Raw genomic sequence first — 17,525 nt, 5'->3', positions numbered from 1 at the left:
GCATTCTAAAATCATTGTTCTTTGCCAATGAACTGCTAGCATGAATGGTCTCCGGCCCTGTTGATGGCCCGCAGGCAGCCAGCCCGGGCCACTGCACCGCCCAGGAAAGGGAACGCCATGAACGGTTCAGCGTTGCAGCCCTCGGTTGTGGTCATCGGTGGCGGGTATGCCGGCATCAATCTGGCGAAGGCGCTGGACGGGCATGCCGACGTGACGCTGGTTGAGCCCAAGGACGCATTCGTCCACAACATTGCCGCCCTGCGCTCTGTGGTCCAGCCGGACTTCCTGCCCCGCATGTTCCTTCCCTACGGCCACCTGCTTGGCCGCGGCGCCGTCGTGCGCGACCGCGCCGTGAGGGTGGACGGCCGCACGGTGGAACTGGCCTCCGGCCGGCGGCTGGTGCCGGACATCACCGTGCTGGCCACCGGGTCCAGCTACCCGTTTCCCGCCAAGAGCGACGACGTCGACACCGCGGCCGCGATCGGGCGCTACAGTGCCGCGCACCGCAACCTGGAACGGGCCGGGCGGGTGATGCTGCTCGGCGCCGGCGCCGTGGGGCTCGAATTCGCCGGCGAGATCGCCGCGGCCTGGCCGGGGAAGGAGATTGTCCTGGTGGACCAGGCGGAGCAGATCCTGCCCGGACCCTACGACCAGCGGCTGCGCGATGAGATCAACCGGCAGCTGCAGGAGCTGGGGATCGGCCAGCTGCTGGGCAGCCCGCTCACCGCGCTGCCCGGACCGGCAGCGGGCGAGCTGTCGGCGTTTTCCGTCTCCACCGCCGCGGGCACCACCCTTGAGGCCGACATCTGGTTCCGCTGCTACGGGATGGCGCCGCAGACCGGCTACGTGGCCGGGGACCTGCTGGCCGCCCGGACGGCCGAGGGCTACCTGGAGGTCACCCCCGAGCTCCGGGTGGTTGGGTTCGAGAACGTCTATGCCCTGGGCGACATTGCGGCCATCGATGCGAACAAGGCCGGCATCGCCGGCCGGCAGGCGGCCATCGCGGCCGGCAACATTCTGGTCCAGCTCGCCGGCGACGGAGAGCCGGCCCGGTACACCCCATCCCCGCCCGTCATCATCCTCCCGCTCGGGCCCACGGGCGGATCGGGGCAATTGCCCAACGGCGAGATCGCCAGTGCGGAGATGATCTCCCGGATCAAGGGCCAGGACATGATGGTTTCCCGCTACGCCGAGATCCTGAACCTCCCGGGCAGTCTGCACCCCAGCGTGCCCTGAGCCGGCCCGCACCCGGCCTACAGCCGGGGCCGAGCCATTGCGGGCGCGCGGACGTAGGCTTGAGGGGTGAGGATAGATCTGCATGCGCATTCGAACATTTCCGACGGCACCCAGACCCCGTCGGAGCTGCTGGCCGCGGCCAAGGCCGCGGGGGTGGATGTGCTTGCCCTGACGGACCACGATTCCACCGCCGGCTGGGCGGAGGCCACCGCAGCCGCGCTGCGGCACGGCGTCGCGCTGGTGCCGGGGATGGAGATTTCCTGCAAGACCCGCGAGGGGATCAGCGTCCACCTGCTGTCCTATCTGCACAATCCGCACGACGCCGGACTGCTGGAGGAAATCACCAAGTCCAAGGACGCGCGGCTGACCCGCGCCGAACGCATGGTGGAGCGGCTGGCGGAGGACTACCCGCTGAACTGGGACGACGTCACCCAGCATGTGGCGCCGGGGGCCACGGTGGGCCGGCCGCACATTGCCGACGCCCTGGTGGCGGCAGGTGTGGTGGAGGACCGCAGCGAGGCCTTCGCCAACATCCTCACCTCGCATTCGCGCTACTTTGTCAGCCACTACGCCCCGGACCCGGTGCTGGCGGTCCAGCTGGTCCGCGCCGCCGGGGGAGTGCCGGTTTTTGCCCACCCGGTGGCCTCCGCCCGCGGGCGCGTGGTGGCCGATCAGACCTTCCATGACATGATCGACGCCGGCCTGCTGGGCCTGGAGATCGACCACCGGGACAACCCGGAGGAGGGCCGGGCCTTCCTGCGCAAGCTGGCCGCCGAGAACGATCTGCTGGTCACCGGGTCCTCGGACTACCACGGGGCGGGAAAGTCCAACGTGCTGGGCGAGAACCTGACGTCGCCGGAGGTGCTGGCGAGGATCGAAGCGCTGGGCACCGGCACCGCCGTCGTCCGCTAGGAACGCGGCCCCGGCGGTTGAGCGGAGCCTGCGGAGCCGAAACCCGGCGCGACGGGCGTGTCCCCGAGTCCCGCCGCCGGGTGCGGGAGGTCTCGGCTTCGCTCGACCACCGGGGCCGCCGTCGGACTCGGGAGGTCTCGGTCCCCAGCCGCGCCCACAGCTCGCAAGCTCGCTGCGGGCCCCTCGCGGCAGTGGGCCTCCGCTTAGCCGGCGGGTTTTGCCTTGGGCTTCGGGGGAGCCTCGGGGTCCGCTGCCACCTTGGCCCGGGACTTGCGCTTGGGCTTTTCGGGGACGATCTCGGCAAGATGGCCAAGACGCGCCGCCATGACCTCGATGGCCTGCGGGTTGGCGTCGACGCAGATGAACTTCCGGCCCAGCCCCGCGGCCACGGCACCCAGGGTGCCCGAGCCGGCGAAGAAGTCCAGGCACCAATCGCCGGGCCGGGACGACGCGGCCACGGCACGGCGCAGCAGCCCCTCCGGCTTTTGCGTCGGGTAGCCGGTCTTTTCCTTGCCCGTGGGCGAGACGATGGTGTGCCACCAGACATCGGTGGGCAGCTTGCCGAGCTCGCGCTTTTCCGGCGTCACCAGCCCCGGGGCCATGTACGGCTCGCGGTCCACCTCGGCGTTGTCGAAGTGGTACGCGGCCGGATTCTTCACGTACACCAGAATGTTGTCGTGCTTGGTGGGCCAGCGGTTCTTGGCGCGTGCACCATAGTCGTAGGCCCAGATGATCTCGTTCAGGAAGCACTCGCGGCCAAAGATGGCATCGAGCATCACCTTGGCGTAGTGCACCTCGCGGTAGTCAAGGTGCAGGTACAGGGTGCCGTCGTCGGCCAGCAGCCGCCAGGCCTCCAGCAGCCGGGGCTCCAGGAAGGACCAGTAGTCGGTGAAGGCATCGTCGTAGCTGTGCAGCGCGCCCTTGATGGTCTCGTAGCTGCGCCCGCCAAAGCCCACCCGGTCGCCCTCGCCCGAGGCGCTGCGGACCATGGTGGTGGCCCGGCGTTTCTGGGCGCGTCCGGTGTTGAAGGGCGGGTCCACATAGATGAGCGTGAACGCGCCATCCGGGAGCGTGGGCAAAAACTTGGCGTTGTCCGCTTGGACCACCAGATTTGGGCCCGCGCTCTCCGGATGCCACGGGGTTTTCGTCATGAAAGGATCGGCAGCCGGTTCTACTCGGCGGCCGGGGCGTCCGACGTCGCCACTACCTCGCCGTTGCGGCGGCGGGTGCGGCTGCGGTTGCGGCGCGAACGAGCGGCGCCATCGGTGCCGGCCGCGGCGCCGTCGGCTGCCGAAGCGTCGGCCGGGCCGGTGGAGCTGTGCTCGGCCGAGGCAGAAGACGTACGACGGCGGCTGCCACCGTCGCTGCGCTCGGCGGTGCGCTCCGAGGTGCGCTGCGTAAAGCGGCCGTCACGCTCGGTGCTGCTGCCACCGTCGTCGGTGCTGGTGCTGGTGCTGGTGCTGGTGCTGGTGCTGCCGGCGCCGCGACCCCCGCGGTCGCCGCTGCTGCGTACGCCACGGCCACCATCGCGCCCGCCACGACCGCTTTCGCGGCCACTGTCCCGCCCGCCGTCGCGCCCGCCACGACCGCCATCACGGCCACCGGTGGGGGCGTTGCGCTTGCCGGTCTCGCCCAGGTCCTCCAGGACCTCGGCGTCGATGCCGGCGTGCGTGCGCTTGTTGCGCGGCAGGCGGCCCTTGGTGCCCTCGGGGATGTCCAGGTCCTCGTACAGGTGCGCGGAGGAGGAGTAGGTCTCGATGGGCTCGGGAACGCTCAGGCCCAGGGCCTTGTTCACCAGCGACCAGCGCGGCATGTCGTCCCAGTCAACGAAGGTCACGGCGGTGCCCTTGTTGCCGGCGCGGCCGGTGCGGCCCACGCGGTGCAGGTAGATCTTCTCGTCCTCGACGCACTGGTAGTTGATCACGTGCGTAACGTCGTCGACGTCGATGCCGCGGGCGGCCACGTCGGTGGCGACCAGCACGTCAACCTTGTTGTTGCGGAAGGCGCGCAGGGCCTGCTCGCGGGCGCCCTGGCCCAGGTCGCCGTGGATGGCCGCGGCGGCGAACCCGCGGTCCACCAGCTCCTCGGCCACCTTGGCGGCGGTGCGCTTGGTCTTGGTGAAGATGATGGTGCGGCCGCGGCCGCGGGCCTGCAGGATGCGGGCCACCACCTCGATCTTGTCCAGGTTGTGGGCGCGGTAGATCAGCTGGCGGATGTCGCGCTTGGTCAGGCCCTCGTCGTCCGGATCGGCGGCGCGGATGTGGGTCGGCTGCGTCATGTAGCGGCGGGCCATGGCGACAACCGGGCCGGGCATCGTGGCGGAGAACAGCAGGGTCTGGCGCACGGCGGGGGTGCCGGCAATCAGGGTCTCGACGTCGGGCAGGAAGCCCAGGTCCAGCATCTCGTCGGCCTCGTCGAGGATCACGATGCGGACGTTCGCCAGGTTCAGGTGCTTCTGCTTGTAGAGGTCGATCAGGCGGCCGGGGGTGCCGACGATGACCTCAACGCCGCGCTGCAGGGCCTCGATCTGGGGCTCGTAGGCACGGCCTCCGTAGATGGTGGCGATGCGGGCGCCGCGGTGGCGGGAGGCCACCTCGAGGTCGCTGGCGACCTGGACGGCGAGCTCGCGGGTGGGAACGATGACCATGGCCTGCGGGGCGCCGGGGACCGTCAGCTTGTCATACCCGGGATCCTTCGGGCCCACCACGCGCTGCAGCGCGGGGATGCCGAAACCAAGGGTCTTGCCCGTTCCGGTCTTGGCCTGGCCGATGATGTCGTGGCCGGCGAGGGCGATCGGCAGGGTCATGGCCTGGATCGGGAAGGGGTGCGTGATGCCGGCTTCGGCCAGGGACTGGACAATGTCGGCCCGGACGTTGAAGTCCGCAAACGTGGCTGCCACCTCGTGGTGCGGCTCTTCGGTGGTGGTCAGCGTGGCCTCAACCGTGAGTTCCTCGTCGCTGTTGTCCGCGTGCAGGTGTGATTCGTGCTCAGTGTTCAATTGGATACCGTTCAATTCGTCTATACAGGTGCCGCACCTTTGGGCTCTACGCCACCTGCCTTTCACAGGCGGTGACGGAGCCAGCCAAGGCGGCACGTCCTAACGGAAGCCGATCGCGGGTTAACACATGCATGCCCCTGCGCCGCGGTGCCGGCAACCGTTGTGAAGTTGCAGCCCGACTGCGCAGACAGGCACATAAAAAGCGCGTATGGGCGGGCTTGTTGAATGGGAAAAGGAACAATCAACGACCGGGCATCCATGTCTACATGCCCAAGTCTACCGCGTGGGGCCAATTCCCCGTGGTTAGACGGCAGTAAACAGCACCGTCCGCGTGGCGATGTCGGCCCGCAGCAGCCGCACCCGCAGCGTGGCGCCCGGCTCCAGATCGCCCTCGCAATCGGCGTCGACGGCCGGCTCCTGGATCTGGATGCTGCTGATGGGGCCGTTTGCCCCCCTGTGGCCGTTCCCGTTGCCATTGGTCTTCTGGCCGGAGAGCACGACGGCGTCGAACTCCTGGCCGACGTAGCTGCTGAGCACCGCGGCCTCCACGGTGTCCACGGCGGCACGGTCCACCTTGTTGGCCAGCTGGTCCGAGGCCACCATGATGCCCGGCAGCGCCGGGAGGGCGTCGCGCGCCCATTGGGGCACCTCATCGCCGGCGCAGAGCGCGGCGCAGATGACCAGGACAAAGCGGTCCACCAGCCGGCGCAGCGGTGCGGTGGTGTGCGCGTATTCGTGGGCGACGGCGGCCTGGATGGTTTTCCCCGGGACCTTGCCGTCAAAGGGGGTGTAGCCCGCGCCGCGGAAGAGCGAGCGGGCAGCGTGCATCAGGGCCAGCTGCTTGGGGTCCGAGGTGTCCAGTGCGCGCAGGTACTCGCCGTACGGCATGTCGGCCGGCCACGGCTTGCCCAGTGCCACGGACTGCCGCCGGAAATGCGTTATCGATCCCTGGTCGGGCTCGGGCATGGTGCGCAGGATGCCCACCTTGCCCTTGAGCATCAGGGCGGCGGCGGCCATTCCGGTCAGCAGCGAGATCTGTGCGTTCCAGTCCTCGATGGGCAGGGCCGGCCGGAACGCCAGCCGGTACCTGCCGTCAATGAACTCCACCTCCTGCTGCGGCACGTTCAGGCTGGCCCCGCCGCGGGCGCGCTCGAGCTCTATCCGTTTAAGGCCGATCTCCTTCAGCAGTGCGAGCGTGGCCAGCACCGAGTCCAGCACGACGCCGGCGGGGTGGGTGAGGCGCGTGGCGGGCTCTTCGGGCTGCGTCGGCGCGGCGGACGGCACACCGGCGCCGTCCGCCGCCTCGGTGGCGCCGGCGTCGAGCAGCTGTTGGGCCTGCTCATAGCCGAGCTTGGCAATGCTGCGGATCCGGGCCCGGCGCACCATGGTGGAAACCTCGACGCCGTCGCCGTCCAGGGCGATCTCCCAGACAAAGGCCGCCCGGTCCTCGCCCGCGAACAGGCTGGCCGCATCCTCGCTCATGGCGGCCGGGTGCAGCGGAACGCGCCCGTCCGGGGTGTAGTAGGTCTGCCCGCGCAGCCGGGTCTCGGCGTCGAGCGCCCCGCCGGCCGGGACGAACGAGGGGACGTCGGCAATGGCGTAGTGCACCAGATATCCCGTGGCCGTCTTTTCCAGGTACATCGCCTGGTCCAGGTCCATGGAGGCCGGGGGATCGATGGTCAAAAACGGCAGGTCAGTCAGGTCCTCTGCCGGCAGCTGGTGGTCCGCGATGGTCTGCGCCACCTCGGCCAGCACCTCCGGGCTGAACTCGCCGGGCAGCTTGAACTCCGTCTTCAACGCCTCGAGCGCCTGCGAGAGCTGCTGCTGCGCGGCGCTGTCATGCACGTCAATGTGTGTGTAGGGCACGCTCATAGCGTAGATGATGGGCGCGGTTTTGCGGGGGAGCCCGGGCTAACCTAGGAGCATGAGTATTCCGCAGGGCGACCCCGCGCCCGCCCTGTCACCGGGCGAGTTCACGGCCCGTTATGACAAATTTGTGGTGGACCTGCTGGGCGTCATGGCCTATGGGGAACTGTCCGCCTTTGAACGGCTCTCCTCGGATGCCCGCTACTCGCCCACGCTGCACGACCGGGCCACGCTGGCCCGGATGGCCGTGCGCGAATTCGAGCACTTCGAAACGGTCAGTGCGAGGCTGTCCGCCATGGGGCTGGACGTGGAGCTGGCCATGCGCCCGTTCCAAACCTCCATCGAGGCCTTCCACGACCGCACCCGCCCCGCGGACTGGTACGAGTCGCTGATGAAGGCATACGTGGTGGACGCCATCTCCGATGATTTCTACCACTCCATCAGTGCGTTCCTGGACCCGGAAACCAGCGCCGTCATCGCCGCGGTGCGCACCTCCGAAGAGTCGTCCCAGCTGCTGCAGTCACGGCTCAAGACGGTGCTGGCCGAGGATCCGCGGCTCTCCTCCCGGCTGGCCCTGTGGGGCCGGCGCCTGGTGGGGGAGGCCCTGACCCAGGCGCAGCGCGTGGGCAAGGACCACAGCTTCCTGATGGGCCTGCTGCCGCCGGAGCAGATGCCCGCCGCCGAGGTCTCCTCGCTGCTGGCGTCGCTGACCCGCAACCATTCCCGGCGGATGAGCCAGCTCGGCCTGACCGCCTAGGTTTCGGCCGGGAGCAGGCCGATCCCGCTGCCGCACGGAGCTTCAGGAGAGCAGCGCAGCACCCAGAGCCACCACACCCAAAACCATCACCACGGAATGGCCGCCTGCACTGAGCAGCCGGCGCCCGCGGGGCGTGATGCGCCGCCCCGCCACCGAGCCGATGGCGGCGAGCACCAGCTGCCAGCCGAGCGAGGCCACGCCCACGCCAGCGGTAAAGGCCGCGGCGGTTTCCCAGGGCCAGCCGCCGCGCCCCAGGGCGGTGGCCAGCGCGAGAAAGTACAGCACGGTGGCGGGGTTCAGAGCCGTCAGCCAGGTGAAGGCCGCAAGCACCTTTCCCGGGCCGCCGGACACGGCCGGGAGCGGCGGACCGGCGGTGGTGTGCACTTTGCGCAGCCCGTTCGCGCCCAGGTCCATGAGCACCAGACCGGCGACGGCGGCCGGCCACCGTCCGGCCGAGGCCACCAGCGGAGCGACGGCCGCACCAAAGGCCAGTGCCGCCGCGCAGTAGGCGAGGTCCACCAGAGCGACACCGGCCGCGGCCGCCGATCCGGACCGGAAACCGGCGGAGATGCCCTGCTGGATGATCAGGATCCCCACGGCGCCCAGGGGCAGGGCGACGCCGAGCCCAGCCGCCAGGCCCGCCAACAGCGCGGGAAAGATCGTCATGGCATCGAGGGTACATTCCACACCGGAGGACCGCTGCGGGATTCTCTGCTCCACGGATAGTATGTCTGTATGGACACAACTGACAGCGAAATCCTGCAGATTCTTGGCCACGACGGCAGGATTTCCTTCAGTGCGCTGGGAGCCCGGGTGGGGCTGAGCAGCAACGCCGCCGCGGCCCGTGTCCGGCGGTTGGAGGCGGCGGGGACCATTCTGGGTTACACCGTCCGGCTGGCCGTCGATGCCCCTGGCGCGGCCGACGGCCTGGAGGTGTTCATCGACGTGCGGCTGCGCGAGTCCACGGACGGGGAGGCGTTTCTGGCGTTCCTGCGTCCGCTGCCCCAGGTCCGCGACGCCGTGCATCTGACTGGCCCGTACGACTATCTGCTGCACGTGCAGGTGCGCAATCCGCTGGAGCTGGACGGCTTCCTGCGCCGACTCAAGCACGACGGCGGCGCGGCGCAGACGCAGACCCGGATCGCGCTGCGGCACGGCTAGCCCGGTGCCCGGACGGAATGGTGGCTGGGCCCGCGGCGGCGCTCAGCCGTCGTCGTCGTTGCCTTGGTGGTCCGGCCCTCCCCGCAGATCGGCCAGGATCCGCTGCGCAATGCCCTCCGCCGACTCCGCCGCGGTGATGCGCTGCTCCAAGATACCCTCCAACGGATCCCAGCCGTTGAACCACCCGCGCATCTCCTCCTCGCCAAAATCGGAGGACTTGCCCGGGCGCTGTCCGTGCCGGCGCAGGGTTTCCTCGAAACTGAGGTCGAACGCGTAGAACAGGCTCGGGCCCGGATGGCCGTCGCGCAGCCTTCCCAACGAGGCGGAGTACTTGGCGGCGTTGAAGATGCCATCCAGGATCACGGTGCGGCCGCCGGCCAGACAGACTGCGGCAGCCTGCTCGATCAGGTCGACGCTGAGCGGGGAATAGGCACCGGCCTCGCCGAGGATCACCCGGCGGAAGTGGTCCTGCTCGATCCAGGCTCCGTCCACCAACGGGCGCAGGATGGTGGCGACGGTGCTCTTCCCCGAGCCCGAATTTCCGCGCAGGACAATCAATGCGGCCACGCCTTCATCAAAGCACGGTGTGCGGCGGCCGTCGGCCCGCCGAGGACAAATGCCCGGTGCTACCATGAGTCATTCGAAACTTTGTTCTAGGCGGTGGTTGCGGTGTTTGGCATGGACCTTGCCCAGCCGATGGCCGGCCAGGCGCCGGCGCCGGACCTGGAACCGACGGGCTTCGCCTCCCCGGCCCGGGACTACTTCGACGGCGGAATCGACCTCAACCGGCACCTGATCAGGGACCGGACCTGCACCTTCATCATGCGGGTCGCGGGGAACTCCATGGACGCGGCGGGGATCAGCGACGGCGACGAGATCATCGTGGACCGGTCCCTGGTGCCGAAGGACCGCTCGGTGGTGGTGGCCGTGCTGGACGGCGAGCTGGTGGTCCGCCGGCTGCGCCTGGCCCAGGGAGGGGCGTCGCTGGAAGCCGAAAGCCCCGACGGCGGAGCCCGGGCCGAAGTGCTGGCTGCGGCGGTGGAGGGGCTCACCATCTGGGGCGTCGTGACCCGGTGTTTGCACCACGTGTAGTGCGCGGAATCGGGAATTGCGCTCCCAATGCGCCACCGTCCCGGTGCGACAGTCGGGCTGTCGTGCCCGAAGTCGTGATCACCGCTGCCGTGGCGGCCGTCTAGCCCTTCTTGAGCCTGTTCACCGGCGGGAGGCTGTGGTTTGTGGCCAGGATCCGGAGAGCGTCCGCCGCTATGGTCCGGTCGGCCGGTTCCAACAGCAGCCAGGACCGGTGGCCGGCGTCGGAGAGCGCCTTGTACAGACTCAGGACGCGGGACTTGTCGCTGCCCTTCATCAGCGCGGCGGTCACCAACGGGTTCCGGATGGTCGTACACAGGACCACGGTGTCGTCGAGGTGCCGGTCCTTGTCGCGGGAGTCCGCCCGGTAAGCGGCGCCTTTGAGAACCAGCGCGCCAAGGGAGTTGGGAATACTGATGAGCACGGGTCCGTCGTCATCGGCGGTCATCGGGCAGTTGACGGTGCGCTGTAGGGCCTGGGTGCCTCCAGCGACCTGGAACGGCTTACGTCCGCCGATGCGGGGGACCTTGGCCGGGGCCAGGTGGTCGGCGATCATTACGTCGATCTGCTGCTCCCCGCGGATGAACCGGTGGACTGGGGTGTCATCCTCAATGGACTTCCGGAGCGTGTAGCCCAGTTCGGTCAGGACAGCCACCACCGACGACGTCGACGTCGCGCCTGTTTCGATGTGGAGAACGATGTCGACGTCGGCTGTCGGCCGGGAGACGGCCAGGCCGGCGGCTGCGGCATGGAGCTGGGCCATGAGGCCGCCGACTAGTGTCCACTGGGTGGAGGGGAGTGCCCGTGCCAACTCGACGCACTGCGGCCACGGCGTCCCCCAGCCGCCCGGCGGGGCAGGGACGTTCCAAACTTCGCGGTCACCGACTGCGGGCCCCGTCCGGACCGTTCCCGGCTCAGGCATGGAGGAGCCCAGTGATGATGCGCTGGCCGGCCCGGCGTTCACGGGTGGCGAGAGAGCCCATCAGATCCACAGCAATGGCGGCCACCGGTGCCCGACCCTCCGCGAAGGGTTCGGCGAGGTCCACCTCACGGATGATGGCGTTGCCTTCGGGATCCTGGACCATGCCGAACGCGTCGGCCAGGGCTTGTGCATCCCCGGCCATGACGTAGCCTTCGGCGATCCCGCTGCCGCCGGACATGCCGAAGGTAGCAGCGGTGCTTTGGTCGCGCATTGCGGCAGCACCACTGGCGATCAGGTGATCGTTCAGGGCAGCGAGTCCGTCGGGGCTGACCCTGAAGCGGATCGTCGTGTCTTTGTTCCGGGCCAAAATGCAGACGGCATCGGCGTCCAGTTCATGGAGCCTGGATTTCAGCCGGGACTTCTCCGAGGAGGAGATCCAGGTGGGATTTTGTCCCGAGAGCAGGGCCAGCGCAGCCCAGGCGGTCTTTGCCGTCCAAGCCCGGCCGCGGCGGGTCCCGCCGGCGGCGAGCCGTTCAACGGAAGACCTGTCGATGAGGATGGTTTTCCCTGCCCTCCCGACCGGGATCAGCTGGCCGGAGCCCAGCAGCCGGTGGATGGACATCCTGCTGCGGCCGAGGCGGTCGGCTGCCTCCGCGACGGTCAGGCCTCTGGTTGCTTCCATACGCTAATGGTTACGCTTCTAACGGATAGTGTCAAAACACTAACCGTTATATGTCTAACAATAAGTGTCAACCCCTGGCCGGCACTTTTAGCTTCGCCGTGCCCTGTTGGCATCGGTGCGGGGAGGGTTAGGCTGGTTGTTCGGGGAAATCGACCAGTTGTACGCAAGGAGTCTGGGGATGCGTTATTGGTGGGCCGGTCATGGCCGGAATTACGAAGCAGCCATCGAAGAGGGCACGCTGTGGAGCTGCCCCGATGCGGACGGTGCCTTGCCCGAGGACCGGACCGTCCTGAAAGAGATGACGCCGGGCGACATCGTATTCAACTACTTTCGGCCGTACATCCGCGCCGTGAGCGTCCTCGCCGAGGAATGGCACGACTTTCCGCGGCCGCACGGCTACGAGAAGCAGGACGGCGAGGGCGACGACGGCTGGCTGGTGCGGGTCCTTGCCATTGAAACAGGCCTCCAAATACATCGGGACCGTGCCGCCGGGCTCACCGCCTTCCACCAGAGGGGCCCTTTCACCCCCGCCGGGAACGCCCACCAAAGGTACCTGTCCCCGCTCTCCGATGAAGAAGGCGCGGCCCTGCTGGCAGAGGCGGGCGTCAGCCTCCCGCAGCCCTCGATGGGCAGCCTGCGGGGGCTCCCGGGCGACGTCTGGGGCGTGGAGGATGATGATCCGGGCATGACAACCATCCGCGTTGAGCAGGCGCATCTGCGCAAGCACCTGCTGCGTGGACGACAGAACGCTCCCTGTTCCATCTGCGGCGAGGACCTGCCGGCCCGGCTGCTGATCGCCGGCCACATCAAGCCACGCGGCAAGTGCACCGAGGAGGAGCGCATGGACCATGAGCGTTCCGCCATGCTCATCTGTGCGCTGGGCTGTGATGCCCTCTATGAATGGGGCTACATCCTGGTGGGGGAGGACGGCCGGATCCATGCCGGCCAGCCGGCGGAGACCAAGCGCATCGAGGACGCCGTCGACGTTCTGGTCGGCAAGCTCTGCAGCGCCTTCAACGAGCACACGGCGGAGAGCTTCGCCGAGAATTCGCGGCTGATGCTCGCGTAGCCGGGCAAGCTCTGCCGCGCCGTCCGGGCTGGCATGGGGTGGGGCTGTTGGCACCGGCAGCCAGTTGCTACATTGTGGCAATGGAGCACTCAACGGAGGGGCCCGGTGGTGGGGACGGCTCCATGGAGCCACCACGAATGGATCCCGCGTTCCGCCGCGAGCTGGACGCGCGCCGGCATTCCACCGTGGGTGCGGGGTGGGCCGGAGGCCTGCCCGCCCAATACGGCGTGGCGCCCCGGGTCAGGGTGGGCCGCGGCAAGTGGTTCAACTTGCTGTGGCTGGTGCCGATCGGGTTTGCCCTGCTGGTTCTCGGGATCGCCGTGGCCAAAGGGCTCCGCGAACTGCCGCTGGTGCAGGACTTCCTGCGCAGCTATCCCGGCGGTTCACAACTGCCGGCTGGAGCTCCCGCCGGCATCCCGGCATGGCTGGGGTGGCAACACTTCCTGAACCTGTTTCTGATGGCCTTCATCATCAGATCCGGCATCACCATCCTTGCGGATCATCCGCGGTTGTACTGGACGCGCCATTCCACGCCCGGTTCCGAGTGGTACCGAATGCAGAAGCCGGTCCCGGACGATCCGAGCTACACGGCGAAGGCCGATTCGCTCACATTGCCGAACGGGGTCGGCCTGCCCGGGCGGCGGCATTCCATCGGGCTCGCCCGGTGGTGGCACCTCGGGGTCGACACCCTGTGGTTGCTCAATGGCCTTCTCTTCTACGTTCTCCTCTTCAGCACCGGCCAGTGGATGCGGCTGGTGCCACTGGACTGGGACGTGGTGCCAAACGCCGTCTCCGCTGCCATCCAATACCTCTCGCTCGACTGGCCGACCGAGAACGGGTGGTCGAACTACAACAGCCTGCAGCTGATCGCCTATTTCGCCACCGTCTTTCTCGCTGCTCCCGCCGCACTGGTCACGGGGCTCGGCATGTCACCGGCGCTGTCGACCCGCTTCCACCGGATCAGCAAGGTGTTGAGCATCCAGGTTGCCCGTTCGCTGCATTTCCTTGTCCTCTGCTGGTTCCTGCTTTTCATCGTCGTGCATGTCACCCTCGTGGCCACCACGGGGGCCCTGCGCAACCTCAACCACATGTATGCGTCGCAGGACACCGAATCCTGGACGGGCTTTTGGATCTTCGCCGCCTCCATGGTCGTCGTCATCGTGGCATGGGTTGCAGCGACCCCTTTCACCTACCGCCACCCGCGGGTGGTCCAGCGTGTCGGATTCGCGTTGATCGGCCCGGTGCAGCGTTTGTTCGAGCACATCGATTCGGCGCCCGGGCGGTACACGGAGAAGGACGTCTCGCCCTATTTCTGGGCCAACGGGCGTGTGCCGGACAGCGACGAGTACCTGTCCCTGCAAGCGGGAGGATTCGCCGACTACAAGTTGTCGGTGTACGGGCTGGTCGAGAATCCCGTCCAGCTCAGCCTCCCCGAGTTGAGGCAGTTGGCGCGCCACGAGCAGATCACCCAGCATTTCTGCATCCAGGGCTGGTCCGGCGTCGCCCAATGGGGTGGCGTCTCAATGCAGACGATCCTCGATGTGGTGAAGCCGGCGCCGGAGGCGAAATGGGTCATCTTCTACTCGTTCGCGCTCGGTTCCGACGACGGCATCTACTATGACGCGCAAGCGATCGAGCAGATGGGCTACGAGTTGACGATGCTCGCCTTCGATATGAACGGCGAACCGCTTCCGTTCAACCACGGCGCGCCGGTGCGGCTGAGGAACGAAACCCAACTCGGTTTCAAGATGGTCAAGTGGATCAAGGGAATCGAGTTCGTCGCGGACTTCAAGGACGTCGGCGGCGGTCTCGGCGGCTACAACAACGACCATGAGTTCTTCGGTTACCGGCAGTCGATTTGATGCCGCGGCAGATCTCGGGCACCGCAGGCCGGCTGTGGCATGGCGCCGTGGAACACCTGCCGCCGAACTCCTTCGCGTTCGTCATGGCTTCCGGGATTGTCGCAACCGCCCTGGCCGACAGCGGCGCAATCGTGCCGTCCCTGGTCATGTCGTGGCTGGCGGTGGCAGGGTTCGTGGTGCTCGCCGTCGTCGGCGTTGCCCACTTGGCGGCACACCGTGCGATCGCCGCCCAAGACGCACGCGACCCCAAACGGGCCTTCGGCTACTTCACCCTCGTTGCCGCGCTCGGCGTGCTGGGCGCCCCCCTCTACTCGGAAGACGCGCCGTGGCCGGCCGTGGCGCTCTTCGCTGCAAGCGTCCCGCTTTGGGCCCTGTTTGCCTACGGGCTGCCCGCCAACCTGATGCTCCGGCCGCATGAGGATCCCGTGTCGGCGAACATCGATGGCAGCTGGTTCATGTGGGTGGTCGGAACCCAGTCCGTGGCGGTCCTGGCCGTTGTGCTGGCCCCGACGCTGGGCTCCTGGACGGCACCGGTGGCCGTGGCGCTCTGGGGAGTCGGGATCGTCCTCTATCTTGTCCTCGCGGCCTTGATCCTCTTGCGTCTGCTCACGGTCCCCAATACACCCGACAGCTTCACTCCCGCCTACTGGATTTTCACCGGGGCGACGGCGATTTCGGTCCTGGTGGCCGCCCGGGTCATCGGCCTTCCCCATTCGCTCCCCGTGGTGGCCGCGACGGCTGGGTTCGTGGCCGGCGCGGCCTTCGTGCTCTGGGCGTTCGGCACCTGGTGGATTCCGCTGCTCGTCATCTTCGGGATCTGGCGCCACGTGGTCAAACGCCGGCCGCTGCGCTACGAGTCCGGGTTGTGGAGCGTCGTCTTCCCGCTGGGCATGTACGCCGTCGCCAGCATGGCGCTGGGCGGTGCGCTCGGCCTCGGCTTCCTCGACACGATCGGCCGGGCCGCCGCCGTCGTCGCACTGCTGGCTTGGACCGCGACGGCGGCCGCCATGGTGTCCACAGCCCTCGCCTACGTACGTTCCATTGCTTCCGCGGGTTAGCCAGGCTCGCCGTGATGCGGGCAGGAAGCTGCGACGGCGCCTGGCCTTAAACGCCAACTGGGGCGCGGCAACTGCACGGAATCCCGGGATTCCGTGCAGTTGCCGCGCCCTGGTTGGGCCGGCCCAGTTGGGGGGTGTTAGAGCACGCGGGAGAGGAATTCGCGGGTGCGGTGGTGTTGGGGGTTGGCGATGATCTCGCGTGGGTTCCCGGACTCGACCACGACGCCGCCGTCCATGAACGTCAGGGTGTCCCCGACCAGCCTCGCGGGCGAAGCCGATCTCGTGGGTGACCACGATCATCGTCATGCCCGATTTCGCGAGGTCCTTCATCACGTTCAGCACGTCCCCGACGAGTTCGGGGTCCAGGGCGGAGGTCGGTTCGTCGAAGAGCATCAGTTCCGGTTCCATGGCCAGGGCGCGGGCGATCGCGACGCGCTGCTGCTGCCCACCGGAGAGCTGGGACGGGTAGTGGTTCGCCCGGTCCGCCAGCCCGACCCGGTCCAGCAGGTCCAGGGCCGCGGTGCGCGCGGCGTTCCGGGACTGGCGCTTGACCTGGGTGGGGGCCTCCATGATGTTCGCAAGCGCGGTCTTGTGCGGGAACAGGTTGAAGCGTTGGAAGACCATGCCGATTTCCCGGCGCTGGGCCGCGATGGCCTTCGTGGACAAATCGTGCAGGCGCCCGTTGGCTTCCTTGTAGCCGATCAGGTCCTCCCGGACGTAGATCCGGCCCGCGGAGATCGTCTCGAGCAGGTTCACGCAGCGCAGCAGCGTGGACTTCCCCGACCCGGAGGGGCCGATGATCACCGAGACCTCGCCCGGGTTGATGGCCATGTCGATGCCGCGCAGCACGTGGTGCTCGCCGAAGAACTTGTGCACGCCCTCGATCCGCACCAGCGGGGCGGTCCCGGTGCCGGGGGTGGTGCCTGTGGCGGTGGGGGTCATGACGGGGTGCCGCCTTTCCTGCTCGGGGCCGCGGGGGCCGGGTCTACCGGGGCGGCGGGGTGGTGGGCGTGGGCGAGGGCCGCGGCGACGGCGGCGGGTTGGACGGGGGCCTTGGTGAGGTTGTCCACGCCCTTGCCGAAGTGGCGTTCGATGTAGAACTGGCCGACCATCAGCACCGAGGTGATGACCAGGTACCAGAACGCGGCCACGATCAGCAGCGGGATGGGCTGGTAGATGCGGTTCGCGATCGTGTTCGTCACGAACGTCAGGTCGTAGGTGAAGGGCACGGCCAGGACCAGGGAGGTGGTTTTGAGCATGCCGATGGTTTCGTTGCCGGTCGGGGGCACGATGACGCGCATCGCCTGGGGCAGGATGATGCGCCACATGACCTTGGACCTGCGCATGCCCAGGGCCTCGGCGGCCTCCATCTGGCCGCTGTCCACGGATTTGAGGCCGGCGCGGAAGATCTCGGCAAGGTAGGCGGACTCGTTCAGGCCCAGGCCCACGATCGCCCCGACGAGGGCGGTGATGACGGTGTCGGTGTCCACGGCGAACCACTCGGGGCCGAACGGGACCCCGAGGGCGATCTTGGGGTACAGGGTGGAGACCAGGCCCCAGAAGACGAGCTGGGTGTAGACGGGGGTGCCGCGGAAGAACCAGACCCAGGCCCAGGAGACCCAGCGGAAGAGCGGGTTCTCGGATTGGCGCATGAAGGCCAGCAGGATCGCCAGGGAGATCGCGATGGCCATCGAGGTGATCGTCAACAGCAGGGTCCAGCCGATGCCCTGGATGACGAGGGTGTCCAGGACGTAGGCGCCCACGAGGTCCCAGTGGAAGCGCGGGTTGGTGACCAGGGACTGGGCCACGACGGCCAGGACGAGGATGATGAGCGCGGCCGCGACCCACCGGCCCGGATGCCGGACCGGAACCGCATTGATGCGTTCCACCCCGCCATCCCGGCCGGTGTCGGC

At 68.2% G+C, this 17,525-nt stretch carries 16 protein-coding genes and 1 pseudogene; 8 read left to right on the top strand and 9 right to left on the bottom strand.

Annotated elements, in window-relative coordinates; genetic code table 11:
- Positions 1–117 precede the first annotated feature (117 nt).
- Together ACQCSX_RS09665 and ACQCSX_RS09660 are read left to right on the top strand one after the other, a co-directional pair.
- The gene (locus ACQCSX_RS09665) at positions 118–1,236 is read left to right on the top strand and encodes an NAD(P)/FAD-dependent oxidoreductase (protein ID WP_427018768.1); all 1,119 of its coding nucleotides are present in this window, start codon (positions 118–120) and stop codon (positions 1,234–1,236) included.
- A 66-nt stretch (positions 1,237–1,302) separates the two neighbouring features.
- The gene (locus tag ACQCSX_RS09660; protein WP_427018767.1) at positions 1,303–2,148 is read left to right on the top strand and encodes a PHP domain-containing protein; all 846 of its coding nucleotides are present in this window, start codon (positions 1,303–1,305) and stop codon (positions 2,146–2,148) included.
- 203 nt (positions 2,149–2,351) lie between these two features.
- Here the strand turns inward: ACQCSX_RS09660 and ACQCSX_RS09655 are convergent, their stop codons facing one another.
- The 3 genes from ACQCSX_RS09655 to ACQCSX_RS09645 form a co-directional block, all read right to left on the bottom strand.
- Positions 2,352–3,299: a DNA-methyltransferase gene (locus ACQCSX_RS09655; protein ID WP_427018766.1), complete on the bottom strand. Its 948-nt coding sequence runs from the start codon at positions 3,297–3,299 to the stop codon at positions 2,352–2,354.
- A 20-nt stretch (positions 3,300–3,319) separates the two neighbouring features.
- Positions 3,320–5,146 (bottom strand): DEAD/DEAH box helicase, encoded by a 1,827-nt coding sequence (locus ACQCSX_RS09650; RefSeq protein ID WP_427018765.1) that lies wholly within the window; start codon positions 5,144–5,146, stop codon positions 3,320–3,322.
- Between the two features lie 303 nt (positions 5,147–5,449).
- Positions 5,450–7,018 (bottom strand): RNB domain-containing ribonuclease, encoded by a 1,569-nt coding sequence (locus ACQCSX_RS09645; RefSeq protein ID WP_427018764.1) that lies wholly within the window; start codon positions 7,016–7,018, stop codon positions 5,450–5,452.
- 52 nt (positions 7,019–7,070) lie between these two features.
- Here ACQCSX_RS09645 and ACQCSX_RS09640 point away from each other — a divergent pair, with 52 nt between their 5' ends.
- Positions 7,071–7,769 (top strand): ferritin-like fold-containing protein, encoded by a 699-nt coding sequence (locus ACQCSX_RS09640; RefSeq protein WP_427018763.1) that lies wholly within the window; start codon positions 7,071–7,073, stop codon positions 7,767–7,769.
- 42 nt (positions 7,770–7,811) lie between these two features.
- On the opposite strand, the gene ACQCSX_RS09635 is transcribed toward ACQCSX_RS09640, so the two are convergent.
- Positions 7,812–8,435, bottom strand: coding sequence for a LysE family transporter (locus tag ACQCSX_RS09635; RefSeq protein ID WP_427018762.1), 624 nt, complete (start codon positions 8,433–8,435; stop codon positions 7,812–7,814).
- A gap of 69 nt (positions 8,436–8,504) precedes the next feature.
- On the opposite strand from ACQCSX_RS09635, the gene ACQCSX_RS09630 reads away from it, so the two are divergent.
- Positions 8,505–8,930 carry an Lrp/AsnC family transcriptional regulator gene (locus tag ACQCSX_RS09630; protein WP_427018761.1) on the top strand — a complete coding sequence of 142 codons (426 nt, stop codon included), beginning with the start codon at positions 8,505–8,507 and terminating at the stop codon, positions 8,928–8,930.
- Between the two features lie 42 nt (positions 8,931–8,972).
- Here the strand turns inward: ACQCSX_RS09630 and ACQCSX_RS09625 are convergent, their stop codons facing one another.
- Positions 8,973–9,497 carry an AAA family ATPase gene (locus ACQCSX_RS09625; protein ID WP_427018760.1) on the bottom strand — a complete coding sequence of 175 codons (525 nt, stop codon included), beginning with the start codon at positions 9,495–9,497 and terminating at the stop codon, positions 8,973–8,975.
- A gap of 111 nt (positions 9,498–9,608) precedes the next feature.
- Here ACQCSX_RS09625 and ACQCSX_RS09620 point away from each other — a divergent pair, with 111 nt between their 5' ends.
- Positions 9,609–10,022 (top strand): LexA family protein, encoded by a 414-nt coding sequence (locus ACQCSX_RS09620; protein WP_427018759.1) that lies wholly within the window; start codon positions 9,609–9,611, stop codon positions 10,020–10,022.
- Positions 10,023–10,122: 100 nt separating this feature from the next.
- Here ACQCSX_RS09620 and ACQCSX_RS09615 read toward each other — a convergent pair whose 3' ends face one another.
- On the bottom strand, positions 10,123–10,782 hold the full coding sequence (locus tag ACQCSX_RS09615) for a hypothetical protein (protein WP_427018758.1): 660 nt from the start codon (positions 10,780–10,782) through the stop codon (positions 10,123–10,125).
- A 151-nt stretch (positions 10,783–10,933) separates the two neighbouring features.
- On the bottom strand, positions 10,934–11,623 hold the full coding sequence (locus tag ACQCSX_RS09610; protein WP_427018757.1) for a helix-turn-helix domain-containing protein: 690 nt from the start codon (positions 11,621–11,623) through the stop codon (positions 10,934–10,936).
- Positions 11,624–11,801: 178 nt separating this feature from the next.
- Between ACQCSX_RS09610 and ACQCSX_RS09605 the strand changes: the two genes are divergently transcribed.
- From ACQCSX_RS09605 to ACQCSX_RS09595, 3 genes are all read left to right on the top strand, one after another.
- On the top strand, positions 11,802–12,692 hold the full coding sequence (locus ACQCSX_RS09605; protein WP_427018756.1) for a hypothetical protein: 891 nt from the start codon (positions 11,802–11,804) through the stop codon (positions 12,690–12,692).
- A 137-nt stretch (positions 12,693–12,829) separates the two neighbouring features.
- Positions 12,830–14,554, top strand: coding sequence for a molybdopterin-dependent oxidoreductase (locus tag ACQCSX_RS09600; protein WP_427018755.1), 1,725 nt, complete (start codon positions 12,830–12,832; stop codon positions 14,552–14,554).
- A complete protein-coding gene (locus ACQCSX_RS09595) occupies positions 14,554–15,612 on the top strand; it encodes a tellurite resistance/C4-dicarboxylate transporter family protein (RefSeq protein ID WP_427018754.1) in 1,059 nt (352 codons plus the stop codon). Before ACQCSX_RS09600 ends, ACQCSX_RS09595 begins: the two co-directional genes overlap by 1 nt.
- Before the next feature lie 137 nt (positions 15,613–15,749).
- On the opposite strand, the pseudogene ACQCSX_RS09590 reads toward ACQCSX_RS09595, so the two are convergent.
- Together ACQCSX_RS09590 and ACQCSX_RS09585 are read right to left on the bottom strand one after the other, a co-directional pair.
- Positions 15,750–16,554 (bottom strand): annotated as a pseudogene (locus ACQCSX_RS09590) (amino acid ABC transporter ATP-binding protein).
- Positions 16,551–17,501 (bottom strand): amino acid ABC transporter permease, encoded by a 951-nt coding sequence (locus ACQCSX_RS09585; protein ID WP_427015461.1) that lies wholly within the window; start codon positions 17,499–17,501, stop codon positions 16,551–16,553. Before ACQCSX_RS09585 ends, ACQCSX_RS09590 begins: the two are co-directional and overlap by 4 nt.
- Positions 17,502–17,525: the final 24 nt, after the last annotated feature.

Source organism: Pseudarthrobacter sp. P1, assembly GCF_050156935.1.
In the GTDB taxonomy this organism is placed as follows: Bacteria; Actinomycetota; Actinomycetes; order Actinomycetales; family Micrococcaceae; genus Specibacter.
Note: the sequence above shows the minus strand (reverse complement) of the source record. Positions and strands in the feature narration are given on the sequence as shown.